This window comes from Mesotoga sp. UBA6090 (genome assembly GCF_002435945.1).
Taxonomy (GTDB): Bacteria; Thermotogota; Thermotogae; order Petrotogales; family Kosmotogaceae; genus Mesotoga.
Map to the genome: position 1 here is coordinate 19,402 of NZ_DIXC01000087.1, position 14,339 is coordinate 33,740.

Here is a 14,339-nt window from a genome sequence, read left to right on the forward strand (position 1 = left end):
GATTATACCATTCTGCACAATAGCTTGGATGAGACAACAGCTGGTACCACAAGAAAAGGTATTGTACAATTTACCCATGAGACTCGATGCTTTTCTATCTAAGTTCGCAGGCTTAAGCAGAAGTCAGAGCAGAAATGTGATCAAGAACAGAACAGTAATTGTAAATGGCGAAATAGTTAATAATCCTTCGACAGTTGTTACTGAAAGAGATGTGATACTTGTTGACGGAAGGACTGTCGAAGCTTTCGGCATGATATACATCGCTCTGAACAAACCGCCAGATTATGTTTGTTCAAGAGATAAGACCGAAGGCAGGAGCGTCTTTGAACTTGTTGACACCAACTTCTCGGCGGAACTCTCAGTCGCAGGAAGACTTGATAAAGACACAACCGGTCTCGTATTGCTCTCCAACGACGGTAAGTTTATCCATGAAGTTATATCGCCTCGCAATTTTGTGGAAAAAGAGTATCTGGTAGAGACTACCAATGAGATAACCGAAGAACAAGTTTCTGCTCTCTCCTGCGGAGTCTATATTGGTAAAGATGAATTCTCAAAGCCCGTTTTTTTTGAAGTAATAGACCCCTCTCACCTCAAAATCGTTCTCACGGAAGGTCGGTATCACGAAGTGAAGAGACTTGTTTCAGCAGCCGGAAACAATGTAAGACGCCTGCACAGAACTAGAATCGGCTCTTACGTTCTTTCCAGTAGACTGAGGCCGGGAGAATGGGATTACTTATCGGATGCCGAAAAGAAAAGAATAACCGGGACCTGAGTCCCGGTTGTATGCTTTCAAAGGAAGCTACAATTACTAGTAGATCTTGGAGAGATTGAACGAGAGATTATGATCTCCCTTTCCGAAGTAGCGATATGTAACCGATACGCGATATCCATCCAGTACGAGCACAACTTCGTAGTATCCGGGATCAAGCTCGACAACTGTGTTGGATCTGCCGTAATCTCTACCATTAATGAAAATTCTCGCATTTTTCGGATCTGAAGAAATCGTAATCCTTGCAATCGGCCTTTCTTCAATCAGAGTTATTTTTGTCGACGAGCTTGTTCCTGCCGCAAGGTTGACATCCTTACTGTCTGTTATATAACCGGATTTTTCAACTCTGATCGTGTGTCTTCCTGCATCTAGATCTATAGAAAGAGGTGATCTCCCGACATAGACATTGTCTACAAAAACTGAAGCGTTTGTTGGCTCCGTTTCAACTGTCAGTCTAGCCTTCTTGGCATAGAGAGTAGCACTTACCTGTCTGTCTCTGTCGAGCGAGACACTTGTAGAAAAGTCTTCATAACCATCTGCAGTTACTCTAACGGTGTAGGATCCCTCTCTAAGCGTTAGATTCAATGGTGTTCTACCTTGATAGGTCCCATTGATATATACAAGAGCGTTTGAAGGGGAACTCGTGACATTCAGCTTATAATCTCTCACCTGCGGAGTCAAAGTAATCGACTTAGAAATCGAGCGGTCAAGCACGAAAGTCTCCGAGTAAGTTTCATAGCCCGATCTCTCTATCCTAAGATTCTTAGTTCCACCCTCCAGAGTCACGTTCAATGGACTTCTGCCTACGTAGGCATTGTTCACATACACATCGGCTCCGGAAGGACTTGTGATTACGGAGAGCTGATAGTTTTTAACAACAGGAGTCAACGTCAGCGATTTGGAGATATTCCGATTCAAAACAAAAGTCTCCGTATGAGTCTCATAACCCGCTTTGGATACACTAAGATTCTTCGTTCCTTCTTCAAGGGTGACATTCAATGGAGTTCTACCTACTAGACTACCATTAATGTGTACTATGGCGTCACTAGGGTTCGTAACCAGAGAGAACTGATACTCCTTGGCAAACTTCTGCAGATCAAGCCTCACATCAAGGGTTCTCCCACTTTCAATAGTGAACTGTCTGGTTTCGGTCCTGTAGCCGTTCATGTATGCTGTCACCATGTGGTTGCCCACATCGAGGTCTATGTTAATGGGACTCGTGCCTACCATCTTTCCGTCAACATATATAGTTGCATTTGACGGGGTAGTGCTTATCCTCGCTCGACCTGTGCTGGGCATAATGTCAAGATAGAACCAGGCAGTGGAGACTGCGTACTCTTGCTTGTCTATTACGGGTATCACTTTCATGGTGACAAAGTCTTCTGCACCAATACTGGCTTTAGGGAAGATATCTCCCGATTTAGCCTTTACCATAAGATCGTCAAGGAATCCAAGGGGCAATGTGGATGCCACTATCTGGAAGATTTCCTTCCCGCCTCCGGTTTCGCTGGTTAGTTGAAGCCGGTATCTGGTAGTTGCATTGTCAGTCGGAAGAGAGTAGGTAACACCGGCCTTCAGTGCGTTGTTGCGGTCGTAGCCATTAGGGAAAATAAGCTGAATCTCTCCGTTTGGCGTTATATCGTAAATTGCAACATACGCGTCTTTGTTCACTTTGAAATACGTTTTTACTTCTTCACCGGAATAATAAAGAGAACCATTGTCTCTGTCAAGCCAAATAGAGACTTCGAGGCCTCCCTGAGGCTGTTCCGGTACAATGATGACTTTCTGCACATCATAAGTTACTACCCCAAAAACTGATATTGCCAAGAAAAAAAAGAGAATAACTAATATTGTCTTCTTCATGCATTTCACCCCTCCCATTATCAGGTACTAATTAGACTGATTTCCATCAACCTCGTTCAATGAACCTGCAGCTGCTCTTCCGGACTTATTATACTTCTTGACAAATGCTATCAATATCATTGAGATAACTGTCCCAAATAATAGACCGTATAAGCTTCTCAACAATCCGGTCCATAGTGGAACGGTTGCATGACAGAAGGTATTGACAACTGATACAATTACCAGCGATCCTCCCGAAGCAATTATTGGAGCGAGTTTTCCCTTGATGTCGAAAGAGAAGTAGATCAGGATCGCTAGCAAAGGATATGCAAGCAGCTCTTTGAAACGGGGGCGAACCAGCAGGAGATTGTCGAGATAATCCCTTACAATTCTTTCGGAGTCAAGAACAAAGGAGAAGTTTCCACTTCTAAGAATGTAGTAACCGGCGGCTACTCCGGCAAGCGCAAGAATCAACAGGTCACCCTTAGATATTTTTCTGGAGACACTCTTGACAAAACCAGTTACGAACAACCAACCAGGAAGGGCTACCAGAGATACTTTCACACCTCTAAAGAGTTCTAGACCATTCTGGAATTCGGCTCCAACCATAGATGCGTTGATAGAGATTCCCAGAAAAACAGAGAGTGAAAAGAAAAGCAGGAAGCCTTTGAGAACCCCGGTACCTAGAGAAGACAACCTTCTATAAATGGCAAACTCCCCGGCAACTGCAGCCAGAGGCAGACCGATAGTCGGGAAAATTAGAAACACAACTGTAGTTCCAACCGCAGCAAGCGGGCTGATTGATAGAATCAACACAAATATGAACAACGCTGAAAGCAATTTGAATCTTGATGAGCCGGCTCTGGGAGATGTTATTTCGCCAGATATCAAATCCTGTTGCTTGAGCTCTTCGTAGGATTTTTGTACAAGCTCATCATAGTCGAAATCAACCGGAGGAGTGAAGAAAAGCAATGCGTCAACACTTCGCTCCCTGACTGATCTAATGTACCTCGTTACTGCTCTATCTATATCGTAATTTGGATACTCTTTCTTCTTCAAATTGTGGACGCGGAATACCAGAGACTTGTTATCTCGAGCCTTCAAGACATCTAGAACATATTGCCCTCTTTCGTCAAACTCCATGTATCCTGTGTAAGCGCAATGAATATCCAGAATAGAAGCCAGTTCCGAAACAGGGTATGGAGAAACTCCCGTAAGTATCACAGGAACGCGTAAGTCTAGAATCTCCTCCAGCCTATTCCAGTCATCTCTGAGGTCTACAAAGACAACTGAAGAGTCAAGCTCTGAAATGCCCTCCAGATCACTTACGTAAATCAGCTGCTTGGAAGGAATACCATCAACCTTCTTCTCGGTGACAATAGCTGCCCTATTGTAATTTGAATCCAGGGAGAATCTCCACGGAATATATAGAAGAGACAGAAGCAGACCCACAACGAAAACAATTACAACTATGCCGTTCCCAAGACTGATTACACTCTTCTGTTTTTCGTTTCTTCGTCTTCTCCGAGGCTTCTTAGGTCTAACGGGAACTTCCGCCAATACTTGTCTCTCCTCCCAATTAGAAGATATAGAAATAATACAACACCGATAAGAAAGGGAGAATACGGCAGGAGAATAGTCAATCTCCAGCTCGTAATCATTGAACTAAGACTTGATCCAAAAACCTTGATAAAAGCGGGATCAATATCTCTCTCATCGGAGAATTCATCTATTACTCTAATCAGATCTCGGTAAGAATATCTCGCCAGAATATAGCCGGCAAAGCTTGACACCGCTCCGTAGAATACACTCTGATCCGCCTTCTGAGGATATCTCCTATCAAATTCCGTAAAATCAAAAAAAGCGGCTCTCAGCTCGGGCCTGTATGTCCGAGTATGGAGATTCTGAAACCCTTCTGCGATGACCTCATGATACCACAGCGGAATTTCGTCGGGATTAAGATCCCTGCTTCTCAGGTACTCGAAGAAATAAACATGGGCGAGCTCATGTCTCGCAACTCCCGGCTTGTAGGAAGATGTATACAGAAAGATCTGATAGATTCCGTTATTGTCTATTGCCGCAGGTTGCTCGTGACCTTCGCCCTTAAGAATCGTAAGGCTGTATTTCACCGAGAAACTGTAGATCATTGATAGCTCTGCATTTGCTTCTTCTATCTCGTTTCTGATCTCCAACTGACCGAATCCAGAGACAGTTGCTAGAGCAATGACTAGAATCACTAATATTGACTTCATTTAAGGTTGGCCAACACCTTCTGGAGGTCAACAGCAAGCTTGGAAGCGATCTCGATTCTCTTTCCATTTTCTCTCGTGAATGAGAGTCTAGAGCAGTGAAGAAAATACCTCTTGAGTCCTGTTAACTTCTTAAAATCTCTATTGAACTCCCTGTCACCATACACATCGTCTCCGACAACCGGATACCCAGCTTCACTCAACTGGCGGCGTATTTGATGCTTCTTCCCGGTGAATAGATTAACCCATAGAAGCGAGACCGATTCAAAGCTCTTTTCAACCTCGAAAGCCATTGACTCAACAAATTTCTCTCTTCGGGAGATTAGCTTTCGGTTTTCCTCTGGAATACCTTTCACTAGCGTGTAGTAACCCTTTTCTACTTCCCGTTCTCTAAAGAGCTTCGAGAGTTCTCTTGCCGCTTCGGGCGATTTAGCAAAGACAATCACCCCGGAAGTGTGCTTATCAAGCCTGTGAACTGGGCGGGGCACAAAACCTCTGACATTTCCATATGCCATCAGCCCTTCGATAAGCGTTACTATCTGAATTCCCTTACCGGGATGAACGGAGATTCCTGAAGGTTTGTCAACTGCAACTATAGAATCATCTTCGAACAGAATATCGAGTGGAATGTCTTTAGGCGTCAGTTCGCGCGACTCTTCAAGGCGCTTGAGTTTAGAAGGATCTCCTGAAAAGACTACTTGAACTACATCTCCAATCTCCAGTCTTGAGGAACCGTCTTTCACTCTCTCTCCATTTACTCTGACGTTTCCCTTTCTCAGAAGCTTGTAAATCGATGAAAGCTTGAGATCTGAGAGCTCTCTTCTCAAGAATCTATCAAGCCTCTCATAGAAATTTTCTTTCACAACTTGCAATTCTCTGTCGATAGAAATCACTCCACCAAATTTTAAGGGGGCTTCAAGCCCCCTTACAAAGCTTACTCCTCAACGCTCAGACCTTTGTTGATGCTCTCCACGATATCTCCAACAGTAGAGATACTCTCGATCTGTTCATCTTCAACCTTGAAATCAAACTCATCTTCGAAAGCCATAACCAGGTCGACCAGATCAAGGGAATCGGCTCCGAGATCCTCGGTAAGATCGGAATCCATGGCGATTTCATCTTCCTCAACGCCTAGCTTCTCCGAGATTATGCTTTTCACTCTTTCAAAAACTTCATCTGCTGTCAAAGGATTTCCTCCCTTCGAATTCTTTCTGGAAATCGGAACTATTATATTGATCGAAAGCTCCAAAGTCAAATGCTTCTCGATTCTCAAAAGCTTTCATTATTATATAATAATTTGAAAGGCTTTACTTTCGGAGGTTTGCTATGACAAATTTTGAAGAGATGAAAAAGGCAGTGATCAAACGGGTCAATCTCGTGCCTAGGGCAGCGCTAATACTTGGATCGGGTCTTGGTTACTTGACGGAACAGTTCTCTGAACCAAGGGCAATAGAATACTGCGAGATTCCTGGCTTTCCAAACACCACGGTAGAAGGTCACTCAGGAAGGCTCGTCTTTGGAGTTTTCCATGGACTTCCGGTTGTTGCAATGGAAGGACGTTTCCATTTCTATGAAGGTCATGAGATTAAAGACGTTTCTGCCCCAATATATTTGTTCAAGGAACTGGGAGTGGAGAATTTGCTGATTACAAATGCTGCGGGTGGAATAAACAGAAGTTACACTCCCGGAGATATCGTAGCTGTGACCGACATCATTAACTTCGGCTTTCGAAACCCCCTGAGGGGTCAGAATGACGAGCGTTACGGAGTAAGATTTCCCGATATGTCTGAGATCGTCGACAGAAACTGGTTGAATGAATTAAGAGTCAGACTTGACAATGAGGGGATTGACTTGAAGGAAGGAACGTACTGTTGGGCTCTAGGTCCAAGTTACGAGACTCCCTCAGAAATTAAGGCATTTGAATCCTTCGGGGCCGATCTCGTCGGAATGTCGACCGTTCCGGAAGTAATTGCAGCCAAGCACTGTGGAATGAAGCTTCTTGTTCTTTCTTGCGTGACCAACATGGCCTCGGGAATTCTTAAAGAAAAATTGACTCACGCCGATGTTGTGAAAACAGCCAACAGAATCAGACCCAGATTCACTTCTATTGTGCGGCAAGCAATCGAATCAATAAAGGTGAACAAATCATGATAAGAAAAGTGAACAGTGTCCTTTCATGCATTCAGGAAGCCAATAATATACTTGTCGTAGGCCATATAATGCCCGACGGAGACTGCATTTCTTCCGTTGTATCTCTTTCGATGGGTCTGGAAAAATTCGGCAAGAGAGCGACGCCGGCAATCGACTGGAGGATCCCATCGAGCTTCAGCTCCTTTCCTTGGGTGGAAAGAATAAGAGAATATAGCGAGGAAATCTCCGAGCCAGACTTGATTATTGTTGTTGACGCATCTTCCCCCGACAGAATCGGTAAGTTTGAAGAGTTTCTGAGAAAGGGCGTCACCTCAATAGTGATCGATCATCATGCCACAAACACTTACTTCGCAAATGAATGCTGGGTAGATGCTTCATATTCGTCGGCTGCCCAGATGGTTCTCGACCTCCTCAAACTTATGGATGTTGAATATGACAGCGATCTTGCCCTGATGAACTACCTTGGGATAGCAACGGATACAGGATTTTTCAGATATTCTAACGTGGATAGCTCGGTCTTTGAGGCTGCGGCTGAACTCGTAAAGTTGGGTGCCGATCCCGCCTTTGTTGCAACAACGATTCTGGAGACCAGAAAGATCGAAGAACTGTTCTTAGAGAGAGACGCAATCGATAACATCAAATTGATTTCAGAGAACAGGTTCGCCTATTCTTATCTCACTATGAAGGATTTTGAGAGGCATTCTCTCACCGAAGACGATTTCACGGGATTTGTTGGTGAGTTGAGATCTATTGAAAGCGTTGAAGTTGCCCTCTTTGCTTCAGAAGCCGGTAACGGCCAGGCCCATGTCTCTATGAGATCTAAGAGATATTTCGATGTAAGCGAAATCGCGGTCGCGTTCGGAGGCGGAGGACATCAAAAGGCTTCAGGCTTCACTCTCAATTATGAAGGCGATCTGAAAGAGGCTCTCGCCGAGGTCGTCGAGATGATCGATTTCAGACTTCGAAATGAAACAGATTAGGCGATCAACCTCGCAAGAAGCTGTATAAATTGTGTTATTGGCCACATTATCAACTGGATTATACCCATGAGAGACAGAACAAGAAGAGTCAGTATTCCGTAGAGCTCATACTTAACCAGCCAATTGACCTGGCTTTCGGGAACGAGCACAGTAACTATATTCGCTCCATCTAGCGGTGGTATTGGAATTAGATTGAACAAAGCAGTGTTAAGATTGATCACCATTGTCCAGTAAACAACATCCGCGATGTAACTGGCAGGAAATGAACTGACACTATCCGGCAAGAAAGTTGAGTACTGGTAAAGACCGGAAAGATAGAAGAGCAGACCAACAATAAGACCTAACGAGAAATTAGCAATAGATCCTGAGATGGAAGTCAGTATCGCTCTGAAATACCCGGCTCTTCTCAATTTCCAGTAGTTTACGGGAAACGGCCTCGACCAACCAAACTTGAAAAAGTAATACATCAGAAGGCCGACAGGATCTATTCTCCTAATGAATCCCGGTTCTCCCCATTCTGGTTTTATTGCTTCGAATTTCCTTGCGGTAATAAAACGAGCATACTCATGGGAGAGTATTGTCACAGCGATGGCGGGAGTTAGACAGAAGAAATTCCTCATCATCTCAAGCATCTTGACCCACCCTTCCCGAAAGAACGACCGTTATCTCACCCTTTACCTCACAAGCTCCAAATCTATCAATCGAATCAGAAACTTTCCCAAAGAATGATTCCTGGAAAAGTTTAGTCATCTCTCTTCCAACGAAGACCTCTCGATCGCCAACTATTTCAAGGAGATCACGCAAGGTCTCGGTCAGTCTGAATGGGGACTCGAAAAAGACTATAACACTATCCGAATAAAGCCCTTGTGCAATCTTTCTGAAGATTCTTCTGCGATTCTTTCCTCTCGGAAGGAAGCCAAGAAAAGTGAAGTGACTTCCCGGAAAGCCACTGATCGCAAGCGCAGATGAAACGGCGCTGGGACCAGGGGCGATGTCGACTTCGAATCCTCGCTCGCGACAAACCCTAATAATTCGGGCTCCTGGATCCGAAATCACGGGCATTCCAGCATCACTAGAAAGAGCGATTTGCGCTCCCCCTTTTAAACGCTCAATCACGAACGGCACTCTTTCCTCCTGGTTATGCATGTTCAGAGAGACGACCTCTTTCTTGGATATTCCAAGAGCAGAGAGTAATGCCCTCATCCTCCTTGTATCTTCTGCGAGGATCACATCTGCAATTCCCAGTATCTTCCTGCCTCTCACTGTCATGTCATCCAGATTGCCAATTGGAGTTCCGACAATCCAGAGCTTCCCAGCATTTTCCGTCACTTTGAACCTCCGAGTGGGGACTTTGAGGCCATTCCAACTCTCCTTGGAAATTCTCGCGGTGTTTCAACTTCCTTCTCGTAGACTACCAAGAACCGAGCAGATCCGTCTGAAAGGCAATACTCCTTCTCTTGCGATAGTCTAAGTCCAAGCCTCTCTTCTGCAACACTTGCGAATCTTCTCTCCTCATTCCAACCAGGACCTTTGTAGAGAAAAATGCTGCCTCCAATCTTCACCAGCGGAGCCGCGAGCTCCATGGAAACATCACATCTTGCTACTGCTCTGAGAAAGGCCGAATCGAAACTCGCTCTTTCCTCGAGAGCAAATTCTTCCGCTCTGGCCGTCTTCACCGTAACATTACTTAGTTCCATCTCTCGAGCAAATCTTTCGATCTCTTGAGTCTTCTTTCCAATCGAATCCAGAAGCAGCCAACTTGATTTGGGGAAAACCGCTGCCAGCACTAGACCGGGAATCCCGCCGCCACTTCCTATATCCACACAACTGCCCATCAACATAGCGTTAGTAAATGGGATCAGAACATCTTCGAGGTGCACTGTCACTGCCCTTTCGAATATCCTCACAGATGTAAGATTATGGGGAGAAGAAATCATTAGCTCTATAAGCCTCCTGCATTTCGAGAGAAGAGACGGTTCAAACGATTCAAATGAGAACATTATGCCTCATTCCTTTTCGATGCAAGCGTATGCCTCATGGTTGTGAATTGACTCCTGACTGATCACTTCAACCCTGTACCAGTCGATACGATCATCCTCTTGAAGAAAGAGAACGACCTCTCGGGAAAGATCCTCTACAAACCGCGGGTTATCGTAAGAGTGTTCGGTAATATATTTCTCGTCTTCCCTTTTTAGAAGAGAATAGATTGGAGCGCTCGAAGACTTCTCGACGAACTCGATTATTTCTTCAATCCATACAAGAGAATTCATTCTGACGGAGACAAAGACTTCTGCCCTTTGATTGTGAGCTCCTCTGTCACTTATTTCCTTTGAACAGGGGCAGACGGTCATAACGGGAACCTTCACTCCAAGAATGAAATCAAATGCCCCATTCTTCATAGTATTGAAAGAGCATCCGAATGAACTGAAACTCTCACTGCCACTTACCGGAGCATTCTTCCTGATGAAATACGGAAACTCAACCTTAATGTGTGCAACATCCGCTTTAAGTGATTCTTTCATGTCATCAAGAATCGACTCCATATTCCTCGGGGTGATTTTTCTGTGGTGCCTTTCCAGAACTTCCACAAATCTAGACATGTGAGTACCCCGAAAATCCTTTGGCAGGTCAACAAAAAGGTCGAACTTCCCAACTGTCTGCTGTGTCCCGAATTTCCTGTCCAAAACAACTATGGGATACTCGATTGACTTTATCCCAACCATATTGATCTTTATGTTCCTCTTGTCCTTATCATTCTGAACGTCTCTCAAGATCTAACACCCCTTGAATCTGAAGTATCAAAGAGGTATAATCAGCTAAGTGGAGGCGTATCCTAATTGGCTAAGGAGCCGGTCTTGAAAATCGGTGGGGTTGACGCCCCTTGTGGGTTCGAGTCCCACCGCCTCCGCCAAAGCCGGGGGCTTCCCCGGTTATTTCTTTAGCGGACCGAAATCGGAAAAAGGCCATATTGTCAGCATTGGACTACCGATTATTGCCTCCTCAGGAACAAATCCAAAATACCTGCTGTCGAAGCTATTGGCAGAGTTATCTCCCATCATGAATCTGAAACCTTCTGGAACCGTAACTTTGACTTCTCCGGTTGCTGGATCCTGACTAATATACTCTTCCATTCCAAGAGGTCCCAGTACTTTATCATAGTACTCGGTGTATTCGATTAACCCCTTGTATGCCTGGTAAAGCCTGTAGTACGGCGAAAACCTGACTGAGGGATCGTCGGGATGAGCCAATCCGAAGTAGAACATCGGATCGTAGAATATTCCTTCCCTTACATACCGCCTTTCTTCCAGCGCAGGAGGGACATCTCCGTTGATGTAAAGCTGATAGACAGGATTCGCGGAAGTGTAATCTGGAGCTTTTCTAAGTTCCAGGATATCACCCGGTTTCCCGACCAACCGCTTAACATACTTCACATGACCCCTGTACTCGGCAGGGGAAAATAGGTCCATGAATTTATCAAAACTCCGCAGGTACTTCTGAGACTCGATATCTACATAAGGTGTCCAGAACACGACGATATCTCCATAATCCGGATCTCTATATTCGTAGGTGATTTTTTCCACGAATAGTCGAGCAGGAGGATTTATGGTGGGTATCATTGAACCTGTCGGAACCAGCATTGTCTCAAAAACAAACAAACGAATTATCGTACCAAAGACAACAGCATAAAGAATCGCCTTCCCCCACTCCTTAACTTCGTGGAGAAAGCGCGATTCCTTTTTGTTAGAAGCCTTTTCCGACTTTTTTGCTGACACTTAGCCTCAGTCCCTTTTCTCTTTTATCTTTACCTTACCCTTCACGTCCCTAATGTAGTAGATCTTCGCTCTTCTAACCTTTCCCCTTCTGAGAACTTCTATCTTCTCGAGAGACGGGCTTGTGAACGGAAATATTCTTTCAACTCCAATACCTGCCGCTCCAACTCTCCTAACGGTAAAAGACTTTCCGGTTCCACTGCCTCTGATTCCCATAACAATACCCTCAAAGGCCTGTATCCTTTCTTTGTTACCCTCTTTGATCCTAACGCTTACCCTTACCGTATCGCCCGGACCCATCTTTGGCAGGTCGTCCCTCAAATGCTCGTTTTCCAGAGATCTTATGTACTGATCCATCTTAATCCCTCCTAACATCTATTGTATCTTCATGAATTAATCTATCTAAAACTATTGCAACTGCTGCTCTCACAGAGAGGTGGTTGAAATCTGAATTCGCTCTAAGCGGTTCAAGAGCATAGTCGCAAATCTTCTCAATTTCACCGGGTAAGCCCCAGCTCGTTCCGAAAAGAAGAAGATGTGGCTTCTCGCTCCTGGCAATAATGTCTCTCATGGCTCCGTAACTGAATCTGTCTCTTCCCCTTTTGGCAGAGGTGAAAACAAGATCAGGTCTCTGCCCTTCTATCTCTTGTATATCTTCAAGAACATCTTCAATGTACGATGCCCTCTTGACAACCGTCAGCGCTTCACTTCTGCTTGGATTGTACTCTTTTCCAAACTCCTCAAGCCAGTAATTGAGGACGTTATCGACGATTTCCCGCTGTGCAGGAAGATTGCTTACCACGAAATAACCCTTCAGATTGTAGGTTCTGCAAGTGCGGGCGATATCGTGAACATCGAGATTTGTAACGGCGCTCGAAACGATATTACCGTGCCTTCCCAAAACCGGGTAGTGAATCAAAGCAAGATATATGTTATTCAACATCCTTTTTCAGCTCCTTGAAGAGCATTAGTAAGGCCTTCTTATCAGAGAGATCAAACTCATGCTTCAGAAAGATATCCGGCCTTCTTTCGATTGTCCTCCTTAAACTCTCCATTCTTCTTTGAATCTCAATCATCTCGTGATTACCACTGAGAAACACCTCGGGCACTTTCATGCCGTTCACTTCTCTAGGCCTTGTGTAATGCGGGTGATCAAGGAGTTCAGAGAAAAAAGAATCATTAATTACTGATTCCATGTCTCCAACTACACCTGGTATGAATCTCGAAATAGCTTCTATCATAAGTAAGGCGGGGACTTCCCCACCACTAAGCACGAAGTCGCCAACCGAGAGTTCTTCATCGACTACTTTCATGACCCTTTCATCGATCCCTTCGTAACGGCCACAGATGAAGGTAATATGATTGAGTTTGCTGAGTTCAAGAGCCTTCTTGTTGTCAAAGACCTTTCCTTGAGGAGAAGGGTAGATTGTGTATGGCCTGCTACCTTCTGTAAAACGACTCGCAACTGCCCTTAGAATCGGCTCGGCCTTCATAACCAGACCGCTTCCTCCGCCGAATGGATAGTCGTCGGTAGTCCTGTGCCGATCATTTGTGAAATCTCGAATATCTACGGCTTCAAAAACGATTATCTCATTCTCTATCGCTCTAGAAATTACACCCCAGCTAAAAATCGTTTCGAAAAGCCTCGGGAATATAGTCAAAACATCTATCCTCATTCAGGCTTAACCTCTTCAAATTCCAAAGACCTCGCAATAATCGTCTTATCATCAAAGTTTAGCTCGATAATACAGTCTCTTATCATAGGAATTAGTTCTTCTCGGATCGAAAAGTCTTTCTCGGTGTGAACAACAACCATTACATCATTCGAACCAGTTTCAATGATATCGTCTACGATACCAATGAAGCCCCTATTCTCATCAAAAACTTTGCAACCAAGAACCTGAAAGTAATAATACTCTCCTTCTCTCAGTTCTGGCAAGATCTGGACTTCGATGTAGAGATGAAAGCCAGCAAACCTTTCTGCCTGAGCCATCGAATTGATGCCCTCGAAATGCAGAATCCATCCTTTTGTTGCTCTACGGGCTCTGTCGATCGAAGCTGTGAAATGTGAGCTCGTTTTCTCGTTGTAGAGAAGAACCTTCCCAACGTCCCTGAAGGCATCTTCATCTTCAAGGGAAACTTTCACCTTCATTTCGCCGTGAAGACCGTGAGGCTTTACTATCCGCCCGATAGGAATCATGTCTTCCAGAATATCGTCTTTCAAATCGCTCATCTGACCACCTTTAGAATGAAACTTTCCTTTGATGAGCCGGCAAGAGCGTTGAGAAGTACGTTGATTGACTTGATTGTCCTCCCATCCTTTCCAATAATCTGGCCAACATCTTCTTCTGAGGCACCAATTTCGAAGACCGTGTTCCCATTTTCATCGACAGCCTCTGAAACGGTTATCTGATCGGGTTCTCTAACTATTCCCTTCAGAATGAGTTCAAGTACTTCCCTCATTACTCTGCTTTCTCTCCGGCTTCCTTGACGTATTTGAGTTCGTGAACCTTCTTCATCACTCCGAATTTCGCAAGAATCGATCTAGCAGTCTCTGTCGGTTGAGCTCCCTTCATAA

At 44.6% G+C, this 14,339-nt stretch carries 18 protein-coding genes and 1 tRNA gene; 4 read left to right on the forward strand and 15 right to left on the reverse strand.

Annotation, left to right across the window (positions count from 1 at the left end; genetic code table 11):
* The first annotated feature begins 76 nt into the window (after nucleotides 1-76).
* A complete protein-coding gene (locus B3K42_RS13155) occupies nucleotides 77-772 on the forward strand; it encodes a pseudouridine synthase (RefSeq protein ID WP_110989818.1) in 696 nt (231 codons plus the stop codon).
* 36 nt (nucleotides 773-808) lie between these two features.
* Here B3K42_RS13155 and B3K42_RS13160 read toward each other — a convergent pair whose 3' ends face one another.
* The 5 genes from B3K42_RS13160 to acpP form a co-directional block, all read right to left on the reverse strand.
* Complete coding sequence (locus tag B3K42_RS13160; RefSeq protein WP_110989817.1) at nucleotides 809-2,632, reverse strand: PEGA domain-containing protein; 1,824 nt, start codon at nucleotides 2,630-2,632, stop codon at nucleotides 809-811.
* 27 nt (nucleotides 2,633-2,659) lie between these two features.
* Nucleotides 2,660-4,171: a DUF5693 family protein gene (locus B3K42_RS13165; RefSeq protein WP_258367108.1), complete on the reverse strand. Its 1,512-nt coding sequence runs from the start codon at nucleotides 4,169-4,171 to the stop codon at nucleotides 2,660-2,662.
* Nucleotides 4,102-4,863, reverse strand: a complete 762-nt coding sequence (locus tag B3K42_RS13170) for a hypothetical protein (RefSeq protein ID WP_110989816.1) — start codon at nucleotides 4,861-4,863, stop codon at nucleotides 4,102-4,104. Before B3K42_RS13170 ends, B3K42_RS13165 begins: the two co-directional genes overlap by 70 nt.
* Nucleotides 4,860-5,723, reverse strand: coding sequence for an RluA family pseudouridine synthase (locus tag B3K42_RS13175; RefSeq protein WP_258367105.1), 864 nt, complete (start codon nucleotides 5,721-5,723; stop codon nucleotides 4,860-4,862). Before B3K42_RS13175 ends, B3K42_RS13170 begins: the two co-directional genes overlap by 4 nt.
* 71 nt (nucleotides 5,724-5,794) lie before the next feature.
* Nucleotides 5,795-6,046 carry an acyl carrier protein gene (gene acpP / locus B3K42_RS13180; protein ID WP_110989835.1) on the reverse strand — a complete coding sequence of 84 codons (252 nt, stop codon included), beginning with the start codon at nucleotides 6,044-6,046 and terminating at the stop codon, nucleotides 5,795-5,797.
* Nucleotides 6,047-6,186: 140 nt separating this feature from the next.
* Here acpP and B3K42_RS13185 point away from each other — a divergent pair, with 140 nt between their 5' ends.
* Both B3K42_RS13185 and B3K42_RS13190 read left to right on the forward strand, forming a co-directional pair.
* A complete protein-coding gene (locus tag B3K42_RS13185) occupies nucleotides 6,187-7,011 on the forward strand; it encodes a purine-nucleoside phosphorylase (RefSeq protein ID WP_110989814.1) in 825 nt (274 codons plus the stop codon).
* A complete protein-coding gene (locus B3K42_RS13190; RefSeq protein ID WP_110989813.1) occupies nucleotides 7,008-7,991 on the forward strand; it encodes a DHH family phosphoesterase in 984 nt (327 codons plus the stop codon). Before B3K42_RS13185 ends, B3K42_RS13190 begins: the two co-directional genes overlap by 4 nt.
* Here the strand turns inward: B3K42_RS13190 and B3K42_RS13195 are convergent.
* The 4 genes from B3K42_RS13195 to folE2 are packed head-to-tail and all read right to left on the reverse strand — an operon-like array spanning nucleotide 7,988 to nucleotide 10,762.
* Complete coding sequence (locus B3K42_RS13195; RefSeq protein WP_110989812.1) at nucleotides 7,988-8,623, reverse strand: site-2 protease family protein; 636 nt, start codon at nucleotides 8,621-8,623, stop codon at nucleotides 7,988-7,990. The genes B3K42_RS13190 and B3K42_RS13195 overlap by 4 nt on opposite strands.
* Complete coding sequence (gene rsmI, locus B3K42_RS13200; RefSeq protein ID WP_110989811.1) at nucleotides 8,616-9,320, reverse strand: 16S rRNA (cytidine(1402)-2'-O)-methyltransferase; 705 nt, start codon at nucleotides 9,318-9,320, stop codon at nucleotides 8,616-8,618. Before rsmI ends, B3K42_RS13195 begins: the two co-directional genes overlap by 8 nt.
* Nucleotides 9,317-9,991, reverse strand: coding sequence for a 16S rRNA (guanine(527)-N(7))-methyltransferase RsmG (locus B3K42_RS13205; protein WP_258367104.1), 675 nt, complete (start codon nucleotides 9,989-9,991; stop codon nucleotides 9,317-9,319). The genes rsmI and B3K42_RS13205 overlap by 4 nt, the downstream gene beginning before the upstream one ends.
* 6 nt (nucleotides 9,992-9,997) lie before the next feature.
* Complete coding sequence (gene folE2, locus B3K42_RS13210) at nucleotides 9,998-10,762, reverse strand: GTP cyclohydrolase FolE2 (protein WP_181419026.1); 765 nt, start codon at nucleotides 10,760-10,762, stop codon at nucleotides 9,998-10,000.
* 51 nt (nucleotides 10,763-10,813) lie between these two features.
* Here folE2 and B3K42_RS13215 point away from each other — a divergent pair.
* A tRNA-Ser gene (locus tag B3K42_RS13215) sits at nucleotides 10,814-10,902 on the forward strand.
* A gap of 19 nt (nucleotides 10,903-10,921) precedes the next feature.
* On the opposite strand, the gene lepB is transcribed toward B3K42_RS13215, so the two are convergent.
* From lepB to B3K42_RS13245, 6 genes are read right to left on the reverse strand one after another with little or no spacing between them, the layout of a single operon-like run.
* Complete coding sequence (gene lepB / locus B3K42_RS13220; protein ID WP_110989808.1) at nucleotides 10,922-11,764, reverse strand: signal peptidase I; 843 nt, start codon at nucleotides 11,762-11,764, stop codon at nucleotides 10,922-10,924.
* A 6-nt stretch (nucleotides 11,765-11,770) separates the two neighbouring features.
* Nucleotides 11,771-12,118, reverse strand: a complete 348-nt coding sequence (gene rplS, locus B3K42_RS13225; RefSeq protein ID WP_110989807.1) for a 50S ribosomal protein L19 — start codon at nucleotides 12,116-12,118, stop codon at nucleotides 11,771-11,773.
* A gap of 1 nt (nucleotide 12,119) precedes the next feature.
* Nucleotides 12,120-12,704, reverse strand: a complete 585-nt coding sequence (locus B3K42_RS13230; protein WP_110989806.1) for an RNA methyltransferase — start codon at nucleotides 12,702-12,704, stop codon at nucleotides 12,120-12,122.
* Nucleotides 12,694-13,437, reverse strand: coding sequence for a tRNA (guanosine(37)-N1)-methyltransferase TrmD (gene trmD, locus B3K42_RS13235; RefSeq protein WP_110989805.1), 744 nt, complete (start codon nucleotides 13,435-13,437; stop codon nucleotides 12,694-12,696). Before trmD ends, B3K42_RS13230 begins: the two co-directional genes overlap by 11 nt.
* Nucleotides 13,434-13,994 (reverse strand): ribosome maturation factor RimM, encoded by a 561-nt coding sequence (rimM, locus tag B3K42_RS13240; RefSeq protein ID WP_110989804.1) that lies wholly within the window; start codon nucleotides 13,992-13,994, stop codon nucleotides 13,434-13,436. The genes trmD and rimM overlap by 4 nt, the downstream gene beginning before the upstream one ends.
* Entirely contained in the window at nucleotides 13,991-14,224 is a 234-nt protein-coding gene (locus B3K42_RS13245; protein ID WP_110989803.1) for a KH domain-containing protein, read from the reverse strand. The genes rimM and B3K42_RS13245 overlap by 4 nt, the downstream gene beginning before the upstream one ends.
* Nucleotides 14,225-14,339 lie beyond the last annotated feature (115 nt).